Genomic DNA, 16,552 nt, shown 5'->3' on the forward strand with positions numbered 1-16,552 from the left:
ATGGCCGGCCTGGATTGCTGCCTGGTGCTGATGCCCTATGTCGATCTGCGCTCGCCGTCGCTGGCGCTGGGCCTGTTGCAGGCCATCCTCAAGGGCCAGGGCTTTTCGGCGCGCACGGTCCACGCCTGCCTGGATTTCGCCGAAATGGCCGGCCTGGGCGTGCAATATCAGGTGATGAAGGGCGGCCGCTGGCTGGCCGGCGACTGGAGCTTCGCCCACGCCGCTTTCGGGCCGGAGCGCCTCGACGACGAAGGCTATCTGCGCTTTGTCTTCGAGCGCTGGGTGCGGCGCTATCCGGCCCGCGAGCTGACCGTCGACCCCGAGCGTTTCCGCCAGGGCCTGCTGAACCTGCGCGACCAGGCCGACCGCTTCGTGGCGCAACTGACCCCGCGCATCCTGGCCATGGGGCCCAGGGTCGTGGCCTGCTCCAGCACCTTTCAGCAACACGTGGCCTCGCTGGCCCTGTTGCGCGCGGTCAAGGCTCAAGCGCCCGAGGTGGTCACCCTGCTGGGCGGGGCCAACTGCGAGGGCGAGATGGGCCTGGCCACCCACGTCAATTTCCCGTGGGTCGATTACGTCGTCTCGGGCGAGGCCGATGAGCTTATCGGCCCGCTGATGGGCCAGATCCTCCGGCACGGCCCAGACGCGCCGCCCCAAGCCCTGCCCCACGGCGTGTTCTGCCCGGCCCACCGCCGTCAAGGCTATCCCAAGGCCGCCGACGGGGCCGCGCCCCGGGCCGTGGTCGCCTCGTTGGACGATTCGCCCACGCCTGATTATGCCGACTATTTCGAGCAGTTGGACCAAAAACCAGCCCTGCGCGAGGCCATGGGCGTGTGCCTGCCCTTCGAGACCTCGCGCGGCTGCTGGTGGGCCTGCCGGCCCGGCGGCGGCTGCTCTTTCTGCGGGCTGAACGGCGTGGCCGGCGGCGGCTACACGCGCAAAAAACCGGCCCAAGCCCTGGAGGGCCTGCGCGCGCTGCTGGCGGCCTATCCGGCGCGGCGCGTGCGCATGTGCGACAACGTCATCGACCCCGGCTATTACAAAAGCTTTCTGCCAAAATTGGCCCAAGCGCCGTGGATGGAGTCGGTGCGCCTGTTTTACGAGGTGCGCTCGGACCTGACCCCGGCCAAAACCGCGGCCCTGCGCCGGGCCGGCGTAATGTGCGTGCAGCCGGGCGTCGAAAGCCTCGACAGCCGCTGCCTGGCCCTGATGAACAAGGGCCGTCAGGCCTGGCAGCACATCCAGACGCTCAAGGCCTGCCTGCAAAACGGCGTCAGCGCCGTGTGGCACATCCTGCACGGCTTTCCCGGCGAGCGCGACGAGTGGTACGCCGACATGGCCCGCATCATCCCTCTGCTGCACCACCTCGAGCCGCCCAACATGTTCATGAGCTTTTCCTACCACCGCTTCAGCCACTATTGGCGAAACGCCGCCGCGCTGGGCCTGGACCTGGCCCCGCTGACCGACTATCGCTACGTCTATCCCCTGCCCGCGCCCGAACTGGCCCGGCTGGCCTATCATTTCGAAACGCCGGCCGAGGAGAGCTTCGCCCTCAACCCCCTGGCCCCGTTTTTCGGTTACGGCCAGGGCCTGGAGGCGGCCGAGCACGCCTTTTTGCGCTGGAGCAAGGCCTTTTGGGGCCAAAAGGAGCGTCCGCGCCTGATCATGAGGCCCATTGACGATGGCCTGGCCATCGAAGACAGCCGCGCCGTGGCCACGGAGCGGGAAACCCTGCTGCACGGCCTGGAGGCGGACGCCTACCAACTGGCCGCTGAGGCCCCGACCATGGGCCGCCTGCGCGCCGCCCTGGCCGCCCAAGGCCACGCCGCCACCGCGATCCAGACCGCCATTGAGCGGCTGCAAGACAGTCAAATCGCTCTGCTTTTGGACGGCCGACTGCTGGCCTTGGCCACCCCGCCGCCTGCCCACGCCCTGCCCAACGCGTGGCAGCAGCCCGGCGGCCATATCCTGGCCCGGCAATACGACCAAAACCGCCGGGCCGCCGGCCAGGCGTCCGCCACGGAGGGCCCATGACCAGCCAGACGCAAAGCCACGGCCCGCTGCTCGCGGCCAAGCAGGTCGACGTGATCCTGGCGACCATGCCCTTCGCCAGCCTGGAGTGCCCCTCGGCGGCCCTGGGCGTGCTCAAGGCCAGCCTGAGCCAGGCCGGCATAAGCTGCGAGGCCGTCTACGCCAACCTGCTCTTTACCGAATTCATCGGCGTCAACGCCTATCGTTTCCTCAACATCGGCCACCGCTACGACATGATCGGCGACTGGGCCTTCGCCGGGGCGGCCTTTCCCGGCTTCGAGCCGGACATGAGCCACCACCTGGAACACCTGGCCCGCTATTTTTGCCGCTATTACGAACGCCAACCGGGGCCCGACTCCATCGACAAGATGACGCGGATGTTTGGCCAGGTTCGCCAACAGGCCGGCCGGTTCGTCGACGAGCTGGCCCAAGCCATCGTGGCCAAGGGGCCCAAAGTGGTCGGTTGCAGTTCGTCGTTCGAGCAACACGTGGCCTCGTTGGCCCTGCTGCGCCGCGTGCGCGAGTTGGCCCCGGCTGTGGTGACGATCATCGGCGGGGCCAACTGCGAGGACGCCATGGGCCTGGCCACGGTCCACCACTTCCCTTGGCTGGACATCGCCTTTTCCGGCGAGGCCGATTCGATCATGGCCCAGTTGTGCGGCCTGCTCATCGCCCACGGTCGCCATTATCCGGCCGAGGCCCTGCCAGAGGGGGCCATCGACCGCCGCCTGGCCGACCGCCTGGCCGGCCAGCCCAGGGAGCGCCGCCAAATCCCCCGGCTGCTGACCTCGCAGTTGGACGCCATGCCCGTGCCCGACTACGGCGAGTTCCTCGAAACCCTGGGCCGCATCCAGGCCGGCGCGCGGATCGTCCCCGGCCTGATGCTGGAGACCAGCCGGGGCTGTTGGTGGGGCCGCTGCACCTTTTGCGGGCTCAACGGCTGCGGCAATCGTTACCGCTCCAAGTCGCCGGGCCGGATCATCGATGAAATCGAAACCCTGGCCCAGCGCTTTGGCGTGCGGCGTTTTGGCCTGACCGACACGGTGATCAGCAAAGCCTTCTGGAAGGAAGTGCTGCCCCGCCTGGCCCAGGCCGACGCGGGCGATCGTTGCCAACTGTTTTTCGAGACGCGCTCCAACCTCGACCGACAGCAGGTGGAGCTGTTGGCCGCCGCCGGCGTGCGCTGGGTCCAGCCGGGCATCGAGGGCCTGCACCCGCGCATGCTCGCGCTCATGGACAAGGGCGTGGGCGTCATGGACAATGTGCGCATGCTGCGGCTGTGCCGCCAGGCCGGCATTTTCGTGATCTGGCACCTTTTGGTGGGATTTCCCGGCGAGGACGACGCCTGGCACCAGGAAACGGCGCGCTGGCTGCCGCTGATCCACCATCTGCAACCGGTGCAGGGCGTCAAGCGCATCCGCTACGACCGCTTTTGCCAATACCAGCAAGACCCGGCGGCCCACGGCCTGGCCATCGAGCCCTTCGAGGCCTATGGCAAGATTTATCCCTTGAGCGGCGAGGCCCTGGCCGACCTGGCCTATTATTTCCGCGACTCCCGGCCGGGCCGCGCCTACCACCGCCACTCGCCCGCGCCGGCCGGCGTGGAGGCCCTGCGCCGCTGCCAGGGCCTGTGGCACGCCGCCTTTTTCGGCAAGCGGCAAGCCAGCCTGACCATGGACGACGACGGCCAGCGCATCGTCATCGCCGACACGCGGCCCTGCGCGCCCCAGGCGCGGCTGGCGCTGGAGGGCCTGGAGGCCCGGGCCCTGCGCGCCTGCGACCAAGCCGGCGATCTGGAGCGCATCGCCACGCGCCTGGAGCGGGCCGGGGCCGCGGCCGATCAAGGCCAATTGGCCCAGGCCCTGGCCTCGCTGGCGCGGCGCAAGCTGGTGCTGGCCCTGGACGGCCAATACCTGGGCCTGGCCACCAATGGCCCACCGCCCGCCCTGCCCACGCGCGAAAGCTTTCCCATGGGCAGCGCGCCGATCCCCCTGGTCGACTACGTCTGAGGACCGCGCCGGGCCAGCTCGGCCAGAAAATCGGCCATTACCCGGCCCACGCCATGGGCGTCGTAGATGAAGGCGCCGTGGCCAAAGTCGCTTTGCAGCTCCACGTGGCTGGCCTCCAGGCCGGCCTGGGCCATGGCCTGGCGCAGTTGCTCCGACGCGGCCGGCGGATAGCGCCAATCCGAACGATAGCTGACCAACAGCGCCTTGGCCCGGCCACCGGCAAAGGCCTGGGCCAGATCGTCGCGGCCCCTGGACAGGTCGAAAAAATCCATGGCCTTGGTCAGGTAGATCAGCGAGTTGGGGTCCACGCCACCGCTGCCGCCTTGGCCGATTTTCTGGAAAAATTCCTGGATGGCGAACTGGGGCTCCAGGCTGATTCGCGGCGGGCCGCCGTCGATGGTGCGCAAGCCGAAGCGCCGCTCCATCACCTCCTTGCTCATCCAGATCATCATGCCAAACATCGAGCCCAGGCTCATGCCGCTTGCCGGCGCGGGGCCGTCGTAATAGTCGCCCCCGTTGAAGCCGGGGTCGCGCCTGATGGCCTCGCGAATGACCTCCCACAGGGCCAGGGTGTGAGCCGAAACCCTGGCCGCCGAACCGATGACGATGGCCGACTCCAGCCGTTGGGGGTGGGCCGCCAGCCATTCCAGGGCCTGAAAGCCGCCCATGCAGCCGCCGATCACGCAATGAAAGCGCTCGACGCCCAGGCGGTCGGCCAGGCGGACCTGGGCCGCGACCATGTCGGCGACGGTCAGCGGCGGCAGGCGCAGGCCAAAGGGCCGACCCGTGGCCGGATCGATGGACCCCGGCCCGGTGCTGCCGCCGAAGCCGCCCAAGACATTGGAGCAGAGCACGTAGTATTTGTCGGTGTCGATGGCCTTGCCCGGGCCGATGGCCAGATCCCACCAGCCCGGTTTCGGGTCGGCGGGGTGGTGGCGGCCGGCGGCGTGGGCCGTGGCGGTCAGGCCGTGGCAGATCAGGATGGCGCGTTCGGCCTTGGCCCAGGCCGGGCCGTACTCCTCGTAGGCCAGCGTATAGGGCCCCAGGCGCGCGCCGCAGAGCAGCTCCAGGGGTTCGTCGAAATCCGCGCGGCGTGGCGGGACCAGCGGCCACGGGCGGTCGGCTTGTCGCGGGATCATGGATATCGTCCTCAACGCCGCCTCAGGCTTGGGCCGGGCGCAGAAAATCGACGCTCATCAACGCCTGGCCAACCATGGCCCGGCCCAGGTCGGCCTGGCTGACGGCCGTGAAGCCGGCCTCCTGGTAGGCCCGGCGATGGCTGCCGGCGTCGACCAGGTATTGGCCCGACAGGATGTGATAGGCCTCGGTGCAGGTGATCAAGTGCCGGTGACGATGGGGCGCGGCCACGGCCGGCTCGACGGTGTGGGCCTCGATGAGCGCCATGCCGTGACGCCGGACGTGGGGCAGCCAGCGCCGGAAAAACTCCGTGAGGTCGTGGGCCATGGCCTTGGGGGCGACGATCCGGCCGCCGCGCGTGACAAACAGGCCCTGGGCCGGCCACTGCCCGGCCGGCCATTGATCGGGCGCCTGGGTCAGGGCGCGGTTGTGCGCCACCGATTTGCTGAGGTGCAGGGCGTCGAACGGGTCCAGGCCGCATCCGCCCAGGCGCCTGGCCAGGGCTTCGGGGTCGGTTATGTCGCCGTCGATGGCCAGGTGGCTGATTCCCTCCCGCTCCAGGCGCTGGGCCGCCGTCTGACGGGCCTGGGGGTTGAACTCGGCCCCGACCATGATCAAAGGCTTTTGGCCAAGATGGCGGCCGCGCAGGGTGCGCCTGGCGATGGCCCGATGCAGTTCGACAAGCAAGGTGGCGTCGCCGCAGCCGGTGTCGACCACGCAGGCCGGTTGGCGCTCCAGGGGCTGATCGAAAACGGGCAGCACCGCCGCGAAAAAAGGCTCGGCGCAGCCTTTTTTGAACACCAGGCCGCTGAACTCGATGTCCAGCCGCCGGTCGAGGTGGCTTTCGGCCCCGGCGTGGTCGCGGGTCAGATCCTCTGGCGTGGCCGCCCCGGTCAGGAAGTCATCCAGCGCGCGAAAGGTGGGCAGATAGCTAAGCGGCGCGAAGTATTGCGGGGCGTAGTCGGCCAGCAGCGCCCCTTCGGCGCTCAGGCCGGCCCGTGGCCCGTCGATCCAGGCCCAGCCCTGGCGCGCCAGCAGATCAAAGGCCGCGCCCAGCGCGGCGGCGTTGAGGCCAAGCTCGGCCAGCGCCAATCCGGCTCGCCCGGCCGCGACCAGGGGCTCCCACAGGCCGCGCAGGCAAAAGGCGCGCATCAGCGCCGCGACCATGGCCCCGTGGACGTGCCGCGCGCCCTCCTCGGCCAGGGCCGCGCCTTGGCCGGCGGCCTCCGGCCCCAACAAACGCCGCCAGCGGGCCGCTTGGGCCGGCTCCGGCCCTTCGGCCGCCAGCCAGCCGGCCAGATCGCCGGCGGCGGCCAGGGCTTCCGGGGCCAGGTCGTAGGCGATGGCCGCGCCGCGCCATTGCCGGCCCAACGGCGTCAGCGCCGCCCGGTCGGCCTCGACGGCCACGAAACCTTGCGAGGCCAACAGCCGCAGGCACAGCGCCAGATAGCCCTGACGCAGACCCAGGCCGGCGGCCAGCTCGCCCACGGCCAGCGGCTCCGACGCGGCGTCCAGAACGGCCAGAACGCCCCGTCGCGCCATGGCGGCCACGGCCGGGGCCAGGGCCATGCCGTTGAGGTGGTGGCAGACCTTGGGCCAGATGCGCGCGGCGGCCTCGCTCACGCCAGTTGCCTCTTGGCCAGTTGGTAAAACAGGCCCTGGCGGCCCATCAGTTCGTCAAAAGAGCCGCTTTCGACCACCTTGCCGGCGTCGATGACGACGATGCGGTCGGCGCGCTGCACGGTGCTGAGGCGGTGGGCGATGACGATGCGCGTGGCCCGCAGGCCTTCCAGGCTGCTGGTGACCACGGCCTGGGTCTGGTTGTCGAGGGCGCTGGTGGCCTCGTCGAGCAAAACGATGCGCGGCTTTTTGACGATGGCCCTGGCGATGAGCAGACGTTGGGCCTGGCCGCCCGAAAGCGTGCCCGAGCCCTCGCTGATCACCGTGTGCATGCCCATGGGCATGGCCTTGATGTCGGCGTCCAGGCCGGCCATTTTGGCCGCCTGCCAGGCCTCGTCCTCGCCCAGGTTGGAGGCGCCGACGATGTTGGACAAGATGTCGCCGGGGGTGAGCCTGCCGTTTTGCAGCACCACGCCGATCTGCCGCCGCACGGCCTGCTTGTCCAGGTCGGCCAGGTCTTGGCCGTCGTAATAGACCGCCCCCGAAGTCGGCTGCTCAAAGCCCAACAGCATGCGCGCCAGGGTGGATTTGCCCGAGCCGCTGGGGCCGACCAGGGCCACGAACTGGCCGGGCTCGATGACGACGCTGACGTCGTTTAAGATCAACGGCCCTTCGGGGTCGTAGCGAAAGCTCAGGCGGCTGATCTCCACCGCGCCGCGCAGCGGGCCGGGGTCGGAGGTCTTGTCGTCGAACTCGGGCATGGCGCGCAGGATCGGCTTGGCCCGGTTGTAGAGGGGGATGATCTGCAAAACCGACATGAAACTGGTGGTCATCGAGAGCATGGCCGAGAGAAAGCCGCCAAAGGCCGAGGAAAAGGCCATGTAGTCGCCGGTGGAGAGCCTGTGGCCGTGGAAGACCATCCAATAGAAAACCAGCCCCGTGCCCAAGATGGGCAGGCCCGCGTTGAAGGTGGCCAGGATGTTGCGGATCTGGCGCGCCTTGTAGGCCAGTTCCTTCTGTTCGGCGAACAGCGCGGTCCAAGAGTCGAAGGCCCGCTCCTCGACGCCGGCCACCCGCAGTTTGTCCACCCCGCCGATCAACTGCAAGACCAGGCCCGATATGCGGCCCTCCAGGTCGGTCATGGGCCGCTGGTATTTCAGCTCCCACCAGCCCAGCACGGCCGTGATCACGATGGCCAACAGCACCACGCCGCTGACGATGAAAGCCAGGGCCCAATCGTAATAGAACAGCAAAAAAAAGCTGAACAGCGAAAACACGCCGGTGAGCACGGAGTTGAGGATGGTGTCGGAGAGGATGCGGCGCATGGCGCTGACGCCGTTGGCCCGGTTGGCCAGGTCGCCGGCGGTGTAGCCCCGGAAAAACGGCGCGGGCAAGGCCAGGAGCCTATCCCAGAGGGCGCTCTGCACCTCCGAGTCCATGCGGCCCTCCACGCGCAGCAGGGCCAGGCCGCGGGTGACGTGCAGCATGGTCGTCACCACGGCCACCACCATCAGGGCGACCGTCATCTGGGCCAGTTGAAAACGTTCGGCGCTGGGGATGATCGAGTCGAAGACCAACCCCGTGGCGATGGGCGAGATCAGGCCCAAGAGGCCACCGCAGACGCCCACGCCAAAGACCATCCAGGCGTCGCCGGACAGGCCCCGCGCGCCGAACTTGAAGGCGCTCCACCAGGTCAGCTCCTTGAGCGGGAAGGGCCGGTACATGCTCAGGGCCGTCGGGCCCATGGCCTTGGCCTCGGCCTCGTCGACGATGACGCTGCGCCTGTTGGTCGGGTCGAAAAGCTTGTGGCGCTTGGGCGAGAGGGGCACCACCGCCAGCGGCCGGCCGTCATCCTGGGCAAAGGCGATGAAAGCGCCGCTGTCGCGTTCCCACCAGCGGCCGGAGAGGCTGACCGGCCGCAGGCGCACCCGCGAGGCGCGGGCCAGGCGATTGAGGGCCTCGGCCGGCTCCAGGCCGCGCAGGGGCTCGCCGGTCGCGCGCAGGCTGACGCCCAGGTGATCGGCCACCACCCGGCAGGCGGCCAGCAACGGATCGCCGGCGGCCACGCCGAAGGCCTCGTCGGCCGCGCCCTGGAGCACCCGGCCCAGGCGGCCAAAGGCCTGGTTCATCGTCGCGGCGGACTGTTGCTGATCGTGGCGCATCCGCTCGCGCCGCGCGGATCGCTCGCGCTCCTCCAACTCGGCCAGGCGGGCCAGGGCCAGGCCGTGGAAGGCGTCCAGCGGCTCCAGGCCGGGATATTCCTCGGCCATCCGGCTGGTGGACAAACCTCGAGCCACGGCCGGCCCGTCCAGGGCCAGCCAGACGCCGGGGGCCAGCGGCGCGGGCAACGGGCCCAGCGCCTGGCCCAGCAAACGGCCGCCGCCCTCGGCCAGCCGCGCCCAGACCAATGCCCGGCCGGCCATGACCTCCGTCGCCGCGGCCAGCTCCAGCCGCGCGCCAGGCTCCAGAAGCGTCGCTTGGCGCGGCGGCGGCTCCGGGGCGCAACCGGCCTGAAGGCCGGCCACCCAGTCGTCGATCAGCGCGGCGGCGGCCAGATCCTCGCCGCCGCCGAAAAGCCCTGGCCGCGCCAGGCCCAGCAACTTTGTCCCCGGCATGCCCACGGCGACCATGGTCACCTCCCGGCACTGCTCGGGCCCCAGGCCAAAGACCGCCTGACCCTGGCCGCACCGCCACAGGTGGCGGCGCGGCGCGGCGGGCTGTCCGCCTTCCAGGCGCATGGCGAAAACGTCCAGCGCGCCCTCCAGCACCAACCAGGCCAGCGGTCCCTGATCCAGCCGAACCGGCTGATTGGCCCCGACCGTGAGCGTCTGGCCTTTCTGGACGAAATATGCCAAGGTTTCCGGCGTCATTTCACTCCGCCTGAATCAGCCTGGCGTAGGGCCCCTGGGCGTCGGCGATCAGCTCCTCGTGACGGCCGCGCTGGACGACCTTGCCCCGCTCGAGGACGATGATCTCGTCGCAGTCGCGGATGGTGCTGAGCCGATGGGCCACAATCAGGCAAGTGCAGCCCCGGCGACGCAGATTGTCGTCGATGCCCCGCTCGCTGAGCGGGTCCAGGGCGCTGGTGGCCTCGTCGAGCACCAGGATGCTGGGTTCGTTGGCCAGGGTGCGGGCTATCTCCAGGCGCTGGCGCTGGCCGCCGCTGAAATTGACCCCGCCCTCCTCCACCACGCTGTCGTAACCGCCGGCGCGGGCCATGATCTCGTCGTGGATCATGGCGTCCTTGGCCGCTTGGACCACCGCGCGCTCGGAGGCCTGATCGTCCCACAAGGTCAGGTTTTGGCGCACCGTGCCGTTGAATAGCATGATCGACTGGTCGACCATGGCCAGGGAGTTGACGATCAACCGCCGCGGCAGGTTTTGGCGGGGTTGGCCGTCCAACAGCACCTGGCCCGACCACGGCTCCAGCAGGCCGCAGGCCAGCTTGGCGATGGTCGATTTGCCCGAGCCCGAACCGCCGACCAGGGCCGTCCGAGCCCCGGGCCGCAGGGCGAAGCTCAGCTTGTCGATCAACGGCTCGGCCAGGGGGCTGTAGCCGAAACGGATATCGCGAAACTCCAGGTAGCCGGCCAGCTTGCCCGCCTCGGCCGTGGCCGGGGCCCGCTCGGCCCAGGCCTCGTCCTGGGGATAGCGCAGCACATCGTCCAGGCGGCGCATGTCGCCGTCGATCTCCTGCAACGTGCCGCCCAGGCTGACCAGGGCGTTGAGCGGGGCCAAAAACAGGCCCATGATCATCTGGAAGGCCAGCAGCATGCCCATGGTCAGCTCGCCCTCCATGATCGACAGCGCGCCCAGGCCCAGCACCATCACGTTGCCCATGCTGTTGAGCAGGGCCGGGCCCTCGGAGAGCAGCAGGTTGTAGACGCCGAAGCGCTGCTGGGTGTTGATGGTCTTGGCGAAATAGCCCGACCAGCGGGCGAAAAAGTCGGACTCGGAGCCGCCGGCCTTGAGGGTCTCGATGGTCTGCAGGCCGTTCATCGACACGCCCATCAGCCGGCCCAGGTCTTGCAGATAGCGCAGGTTCAAATCCTTGCGCCGCCGCGAGACGTACTTCAGCAAGGCCAGGTTGCCCAGGCCCAGGCAGACGACCATCAATGTCAGCGGCGTGTCGTATTGCAGCATCAGCAAGGCGTAGAAGACCAGGCTGATCAGCCCCAGGATATTGGTGGCCAACTGGCCCGAAAGCAGTTGAGCCACCTTGTCGTTGATGCCCACCCGATAGGCGATGTCGCCGGCGAAGCGCATGGAAAAAAACTTGGAGGGCAGCTTGAGCGCGTGCAACAAAAAGCCGCCCGAGCTGACCAGCGACATCTTGGTCTCCAGGCGCAGGAGCGCCTGCTGTTGCAGCCAGCTCAGCCAGCACTTGATGATGATAGTCAGGCCCATGGCCACCAGCAGCGGCTTGACCCAGTAAGCCAGGCCGGCCACGAGGTATTGATCGACAAAGACCTTGGAAAAAGTCGGCGCCAACAGCCCCGGCGTCACCAAGGCCAGCCCGCAGATCACCGCGAAGCCAAGCGCCGGCTTGGCCCAGCGCAGCCGTTGGCCCAGCGCGCGATAGATGGTGTGGGGGTGGCCGCCCTTTTTGAACTGGGCCGTGAGCTTGAACGACAGGGCCACGCCGCTGTATTGACGTCGGAACTCCTCCAGCGAAACGCTGCGCGGGCCCATGGCCGGGTCGTTGAGGAAGACCTTGTCCTTGCCAAAACCCTCGACCACCAGAAAATGGTTGTAGTTCCAGAAAACGATCAGCGGCAGATCGTGTCCGGCCAAATCGTCGACCTCGGCGCGGTAGCCCTGGGCCTCCAGGCCATAGGCGCGGGCGGCGCGCACTAGGTTGCCGGCCTTGCTGCCATCGCGGGAGACGCCGCAGGCCTCGCGCAGTTCCTCCAGGGGCAGATAAAGGCCGAAATAGCCCAGGACCATGGCCAGGGCGGCCGCCCCGCACTCCACCGCCTCCATCTGCAAGACCGTGGGCGTATGCGCTCTGGCCTTGGTCATCTCGGGTCTATCGCCTCCGCCTCGGGCCTAGAGCCCCAAGAGGCTCTTGAAATAGGGTATGACCAGTTGGATCGGTGGTTGTTCATCGACCACCACCTGGACCGTGCAGACTGTCCCGCTGTAGATTTTTTGCGGCGGGCCCTTTTTGGACGACCACTTGTAGCCGCTGTATGTCCCGCCGTCGCGCTCGAAGGCGGCGTAGACGGTTATCGGCGCGCCTGCCTTGGAGAATTCGCTCACCAACTCCTGGTTTTGCAGCACGGCCATCATGCCCTGGTCGGTGGCCGGAAAGGGGCTGACGTCGGTGACGCGGCCGATCATGTAGCCGTATTCGTCACGCTTGACCGTCGATGGGGTTGTCTCGATGGTCATGCCTTTTTTGATGCGCTTGCCCTGGGCGGCCGGGGCGTAGGCCACCGTCACCAGATCCTTGTCCAGCCGCTCGACGCTGAACAGGGGCGTGCCCACATCCACCTCGGCGCCCACGCGGGCCTTGAGCTCCAGCACGCGGCCGGCGTATTGGCTGATCACCCGTGAACGCAGGCTCAGGTCGCTCTCCAGCAGCTCCAGCCGACCCCGCGATTGCAAGACGCTCAAGTCGCTCTGGGCCAGGTCGCGCTCCTGCTGGTCCTGAAACTTCAGATAGCCTTCTTCCAGATCCTTCAGGTCGACCATGTGCTGACGCTTTTGTTCCTTGGCGCTCATGACCTGGCTTTTGGTGTCCATCAGGGTCTGGCTGGTGATCAGGCCCTGATCCAGCAGCTTTTGCTGGTCGCCGACCCGTTTTTCCAGCCAGTTGAGGCGCACGTCGATATCGTCCATGGCCGCGCGCAAATTTTTGCGTTGCTCGGTGAGCAACTGCTGCTGGAGCTTGTCCTGTTTTTCGTAGAACGCGCCCAGTGTTTGGCGCTGTTTGGTCAACTGGCCCAGTTCCTGGCGGGCGCTGACGATCTGCGCCTGGAGGCTGGGTTGGAACAGCTCGGCCACCACCTGGCCCTGGGCGACCATGTCGCCGGAGCCAACCTTTATGGCCGACACCTGCCCCTGGCCCAGGCTGACCACGTCCAAGACGCCGCCGGGCCTGATCAGCATGCCCACGCCATCGACCTTGGTCGGGATGCGGCCCAGGACGCTCCAGACGATGGCCGCCAGCAACACCAGGCACAGCGCGCCAAGGGCTATCCAGCCGCCGGGGCGGGTCACCTGCAAGAGTTGATCGAGCTGCTCGGGCGAGGAGATGGCGCGGGGGGCCTTGTTTTTGGCGGTGCTATCGTTCACCGGCTGCCGTCCGCTTGGGGTGGGGTGGTGATCGAACCGACGCTGAAGCGCGCGGCGGTGGGATCGCCGGTGATCAGCGTGCCTGTTTCATAGCGTATGCGCGCCACCGCCGTGGCCAGGCGCTGCCGGGCGTCGGCCTCGTTGAGCAGGGCGCTGGTCAACTGATCTTCCACTTGTATCACGGCAAGGATGGTCGAGGTGCCCAATTTCAGTTTCAGGCGCTCATCCTGCACGGCTCGTTGATAGCTGGCCACCGCCTCCCTGGCCAGGCGGACCTGCTGGGCGCTGGCGCGCAGCTCGCGCACGGCCGAGGCCACGCCCAACAAAACCTGCCGCTGGGTGTCGGTCAGCACTATCTTGGATTGTTGCAGCGCGGCCCTGCTGGCCGCCACCTGGCCCCGCGCGGCGGTGTTGGCCGGCGGAAACTCCAGGTTCAACGAACCAACGGCGTTGAGGCCGTAGACGCCGTCGCCCAATGAACGATAATAAGAACTATAGGCTTCGTCCTCGGAAAGGCCGCTGTAGCCGGCGCTGAGGGTCAGGTTCAACTTGGGCTTGAGGCCGTCCAGGGCGGCGACCAGCGTTTCGTTGGCCGATTTTTCCTTCAATTTTGCCGATTTGAGATCGGCCCGGTTGGCCAGGGCCATCTGTTTGAATTTTTCCGTGGCCAGGCCGCCGGCGATGGATTCCACGTCGGCCTGGTAGGGAAAATCGTCCACGGCCACCGGGCCGTCAAAGCCTTGGTCACCCAGCCCCAGGCTGTTGGCCAGGGCTTCCTGGGCCGAGCTGAGGTCGGAGGCCGCCGAGAGGCGTTGGGCCGATTTCAGGTCCAGGTTGGCCCGCAGGTTGGTGATCTCGCTGCGGGGCAGTTGGTCGGCCTCCACCAGGGCCGTCGATTCCTCCAGCAGCTTGGCCGCGCGCTGTTCCGAGTCGGCGTAGACGGTGACGATGGTCTGGTACTCCAGCAGGCTCCAATAGTCGGCCACCGCCGTGTAGACGTTGGCGGCCGCCGCCTGTAGATAGTCTTGCCGCACGCCCTCCAGTTGATATTGGGCGGCTCGCTCCTGGGCCCCCACGGCCCGTTCGCCCAGGCCCTGCAACAATGGCACGATCACCGCGAAGTTGACCGAGGCCTGGCTGGCCGGCAGTTCGGGGTAATCCAGCGTGTCGTGCATGCGCGAGACCGTGACGTTTGGTTGCAGGGTCAGGCCGCTGCGCAGGAGTTTTTGCGCGCCGAGTTGAAACGAGGTGGTGTTGGTGGTCTGGAAGGTGCGGCCATAGGCCTGGCGATAAAGCTGGGCCAGGGGCGTGAAGACATGGCCCTGGGAGATGTTGGAGCTGAGCGTCAGGTCGAAGGCGCCGCGGGTGATGTCCAGCGAGCCCTGGCTGGCGGCCACGTCCTGCTGGGCCAGGCTGATGTTGGCGTTGTTGGCCAGGGTCAGGCGCACGGCCTCGACCAGGGCCAGGGGGCGGGCCGAGGATGGTTGGGCGGCCCTGGCCGGCGGGCCGACGGTCAGCAAGGCCACGGCCAAGGCCAATGGCCAGACCAATCCGCCCTTGTCGCCGCCAAACCAACCCATGCCGTCACTCCAGCCCGCAAAATTAATCAAACCGCGCCCTTTCACACCGGCGCGCTCATGATTCATGGTAGCCAAAGAGACGGGCAAAGTACAATTTTGTTTGCGCGACCGGCGGCCCGCGACGCGAAAAGGCGGGCCCCGTCTCGGAGCCCGCCCGCGGAGCCATCGTGGCCCAGGCTATTGCTTGCGCAGCTCCCGCCGCAGGATCTTGCCGCTGATGGTCTTGGGCAGCTCCTCGCGGTATTCGATCAGGCGCGGATACTTGTAGGGCGCGGTGGTGTTCTTCACGTAGTCCTGAATCTCCTTGGTCAGCGCCTCGGAGGCTTCATAGCCCTTGACCAGCACGACAAAGGCCTTGATGACCATGCCGCGCACGCCCTCGGGATCGGGCGCGCCGACCACGGCGCACTCGGCCACGGCCGGGTGTTCCTGCAGGGCCGACTCCACCTCGAAGGGCCCCACGCGGTAGCCCGAGCTCTTGATGATGTCGTCGCCGCGACCAACGAACCAGAAGTAGCCCTCCTCGTCGCGGTAGGCGCGGTCGCCGGTGTAATAGTAATCGCCCTTGAAAGAGCCGGCCATGGCGTCGTCGTCGAGCCAATATTCCATCATCAGGCCCGGCGGGCGCTGGTCGCCCAGGTACATGGCGATGTGACCCTCGTCGCCCGGGGCCAGCTCCACGCCGTTTTCATCGACCACGCGCACGTCGTGCCCCGGGGTGGGCTTGCCGACGCTGCCATACTTCAACGGCATGAAGGGGTAGTTGGAGAGGATGCACACCGTTTCGGTCTGGCCGTAGAAGTCGTAGATGTCCAGGCCCGTGCCCTCGCGCCAGGCCTTGATCACCTCGGGGTTCATGGGTTCGCCGGCGCTCATGCAGTGGCGCAGGGTGAAGTCGTAGGCCTTCAAATCCTGCTGGATGAGCATGCGATAGACCGTGGGCGGGGCGCAGAAGGTCGTCACGCCGTAGCGCTCCAGGGCCCTGAGCGTGTTCTCGGGGTTGAAGCGGCCCAGGCTCTTGCGCTGGACAATGGCCGCGCCCACGATCATCTGGCCGAAGAGCTTGCCCCAGGCGGCCTTGGCCCAGCCCGTCTCCGAGACGGTCCAGTGCAGGTCGGTGGGTTGCAGGGATTGGGCGTAACGGGCGGTGACCTCGTGGCCCATGGGGTAGGCGTGGCTGTGGCGGACCATCTTGGGCTGGCCGGTGGTGCCGCTGGTGAAGTAAAGCATCAACGGGTCGGCGGTGACCACCTCGCCCAGGACGCCGCGCTCCAGCTTGGCCTTGGCCGCGGCCATCTGGGCGTCGTAGGCGTACCAACCGGGGGTCTTGCCGTCGACGACCATCTTGTGCTTGAGCGTGGGGCACTCGCGGGCCACCTCGTCGACGCGGGCCACGTGGTCCAGGTCGGTGATGACCATCACCGCCTCGGCCCGGTTGACGCGGTAGCTGATGTCCTTGGCCGTCAGCAGCACCGTGCCCGGCATGGGCACCACGCCCAGCTTGAACATGGCGATCATGGCCACGTACCACTGGGGAATGCTGTGCAGGATGATCAAGACCCGGTCGCCCTTTTTCAGGCCCAGGTCGACAAGCACGTTGGCGAAGCGGTCGGACAGGCGGCTCAGCTCGAAAAAGCTCATGTATTCGGCTTGTTCGCCATCCTCGCTGAGGGATAGAAGGGCCAGTTTGGTGCGGTCGGCGGCCCATTTGTCCACCACGTCGAAGCCGAAATTGTATTTTTCGGGAACGTTCCAGTGGAATCCGTTGTAGAGCTGTTCATATGCTGCCGTTTTGCTGGTGTCGAATTGCACTTCAAGCCTCCATGACCGCCGCGGGCCTGTGCGGCGGGGAAAAAGTGTAGGCTCGTGGGGAGC

General features: G+C 67.6%; 9 protein-coding genes. 2 read left to right on the forward strand and 7 right to left on the reverse strand.

Annotated elements, in window-relative coordinates:
* Positions 1-2,034, forward strand: coding sequence for a RiPP maturation radical SAM C-methyltransferase (locus DEBA_RS12470; protein WP_013259294.1), 2,034 nt, complete (start codon positions 1-3; stop codon positions 2,032-2,034).
* Positions 2,031-4,040: a RiPP maturation radical SAM C-methyltransferase gene (locus tag DEBA_RS12475; protein ID WP_013259295.1), complete on the forward strand. Its 2,010-nt coding sequence runs from the start codon at positions 2,031-2,033 to the stop codon at positions 4,038-4,040. The genes DEBA_RS12470 and DEBA_RS12475 overlap by 4 nt, the downstream gene beginning before the upstream one ends.
* Here the strand turns inward: DEBA_RS12475 and metX are convergent.
* The 7 genes from metX to DEBA_RS12510 form a co-directional block, all read right to left on the reverse strand.
* Complete coding sequence (gene metX, locus DEBA_RS12480) at positions 4,031-5,179, reverse strand: homoserine O-acetyltransferase MetX (RefSeq protein WP_013259296.1); 1,149 nt, start codon at positions 5,177-5,179, stop codon at positions 4,031-4,033. The two genes, DEBA_RS12475 and metX, sit on opposite strands and share 10 nt — an antisense overlap.
* Positions 5,180-5,201: 22 nt before the next feature.
* Positions 5,202-6,800 (reverse strand): AprA-related methyltransferase, encoded by a 1,599-nt coding sequence (locus tag DEBA_RS12485; RefSeq protein WP_013259297.1) that lies wholly within the window; start codon positions 6,798-6,800, stop codon positions 5,202-5,204.
* On the reverse strand, positions 6,797-9,667 hold the full coding sequence (locus tag DEBA_RS12490; protein WP_013259298.1) for an NHLP bacteriocin export ABC transporter permease/ATPase subunit: 2,871 nt from the start codon (positions 9,665-9,667) through the stop codon (positions 6,797-6,799). The genes DEBA_RS12485 and DEBA_RS12490 overlap by 4 nt, the downstream gene beginning before the upstream one ends.
* A gap of 1 nt (position 9,668) precedes the next feature.
* Positions 9,669-11,819 (reverse strand): NHLP family bacteriocin export ABC transporter peptidase/permease/ATPase subunit, encoded by a 2,151-nt coding sequence (locus DEBA_RS12495; protein WP_013259299.1) that lies wholly within the window; start codon positions 11,817-11,819, stop codon positions 9,669-9,671.
* A gap of 27 nt (positions 11,820-11,846) precedes the next feature.
* The gene (locus tag DEBA_RS12500) at positions 11,847-13,097 is read right to left on the reverse strand and encodes an NHLP bacteriocin system secretion protein (RefSeq protein WP_013259300.1); all 1,251 of its coding nucleotides are present in this window, start codon (positions 13,095-13,097) and stop codon (positions 11,847-11,849) included.
* Complete coding sequence (locus DEBA_RS12505; RefSeq protein ID WP_013259301.1) at positions 13,094-14,677, reverse strand: TolC family protein; 1,584 nt, start codon at positions 14,675-14,677, stop codon at positions 13,094-13,096. Before DEBA_RS12505 ends, DEBA_RS12500 begins: the two co-directional genes overlap by 4 nt.
* A gap of 177 nt (positions 14,678-14,854) precedes the next feature.
* Entirely contained in the window at positions 14,855-16,489 is a 1,635-nt protein-coding gene (locus tag DEBA_RS12510) for an acyl-CoA synthetase (protein WP_013259302.1), read from the reverse strand.
* Positions 16,490-16,552: the final 63 nt, after the last annotated feature.

The organism is Desulfarculus baarsii DSM 2075, assembly GCF_000143965.1.
GTDB classification, from domain to species: Bacteria; Desulfobacterota; Desulfarculia; order Desulfarculales; family Desulfarculaceae; genus Desulfarculus; species Desulfarculus baarsii.

Coding starts and splice junctions, on each gene's coding strand:
- DEBA_RS12470 (WP_013259294.1), top strand. CDS start 1: ATGGCCGGCCTGGATTGCTGCCTGGTGCTGATGCCCTATGTCGATCTG.
- DEBA_RS12475 (WP_013259295.1), top strand. CDS start 2,031: ATGACCAGCCAGACGCAAAGCCACGGCCCGCTGCTCGCGGCCAAGCAG.
- metX (WP_013259296.1), bottom strand. CDS start 5,179: ATGATCCCGCGACAAGCCGACCGCCCGTGGCCGCTGGTCCCGCCACGC.
- DEBA_RS12490 (WP_013259298.1), bottom strand. CDS start 9,667: ATGACGCCGGAAACCTTGGCATATTTCGTCCAGAAAGGCCAGACGCTC.
- DEBA_RS12495 (WP_013259299.1), bottom strand. CDS start 11,819: ATGACCAAGGCCAGAGCGCATACGCCCACGGTCTTGCAGATGGAGGCG.
- DEBA_RS12505 (WP_013259301.1), bottom strand. CDS start 14,677: ATGGGTTGGTTTGGCGGCGACAAGGGCGGATTGGTCTGGCCATTGGCC.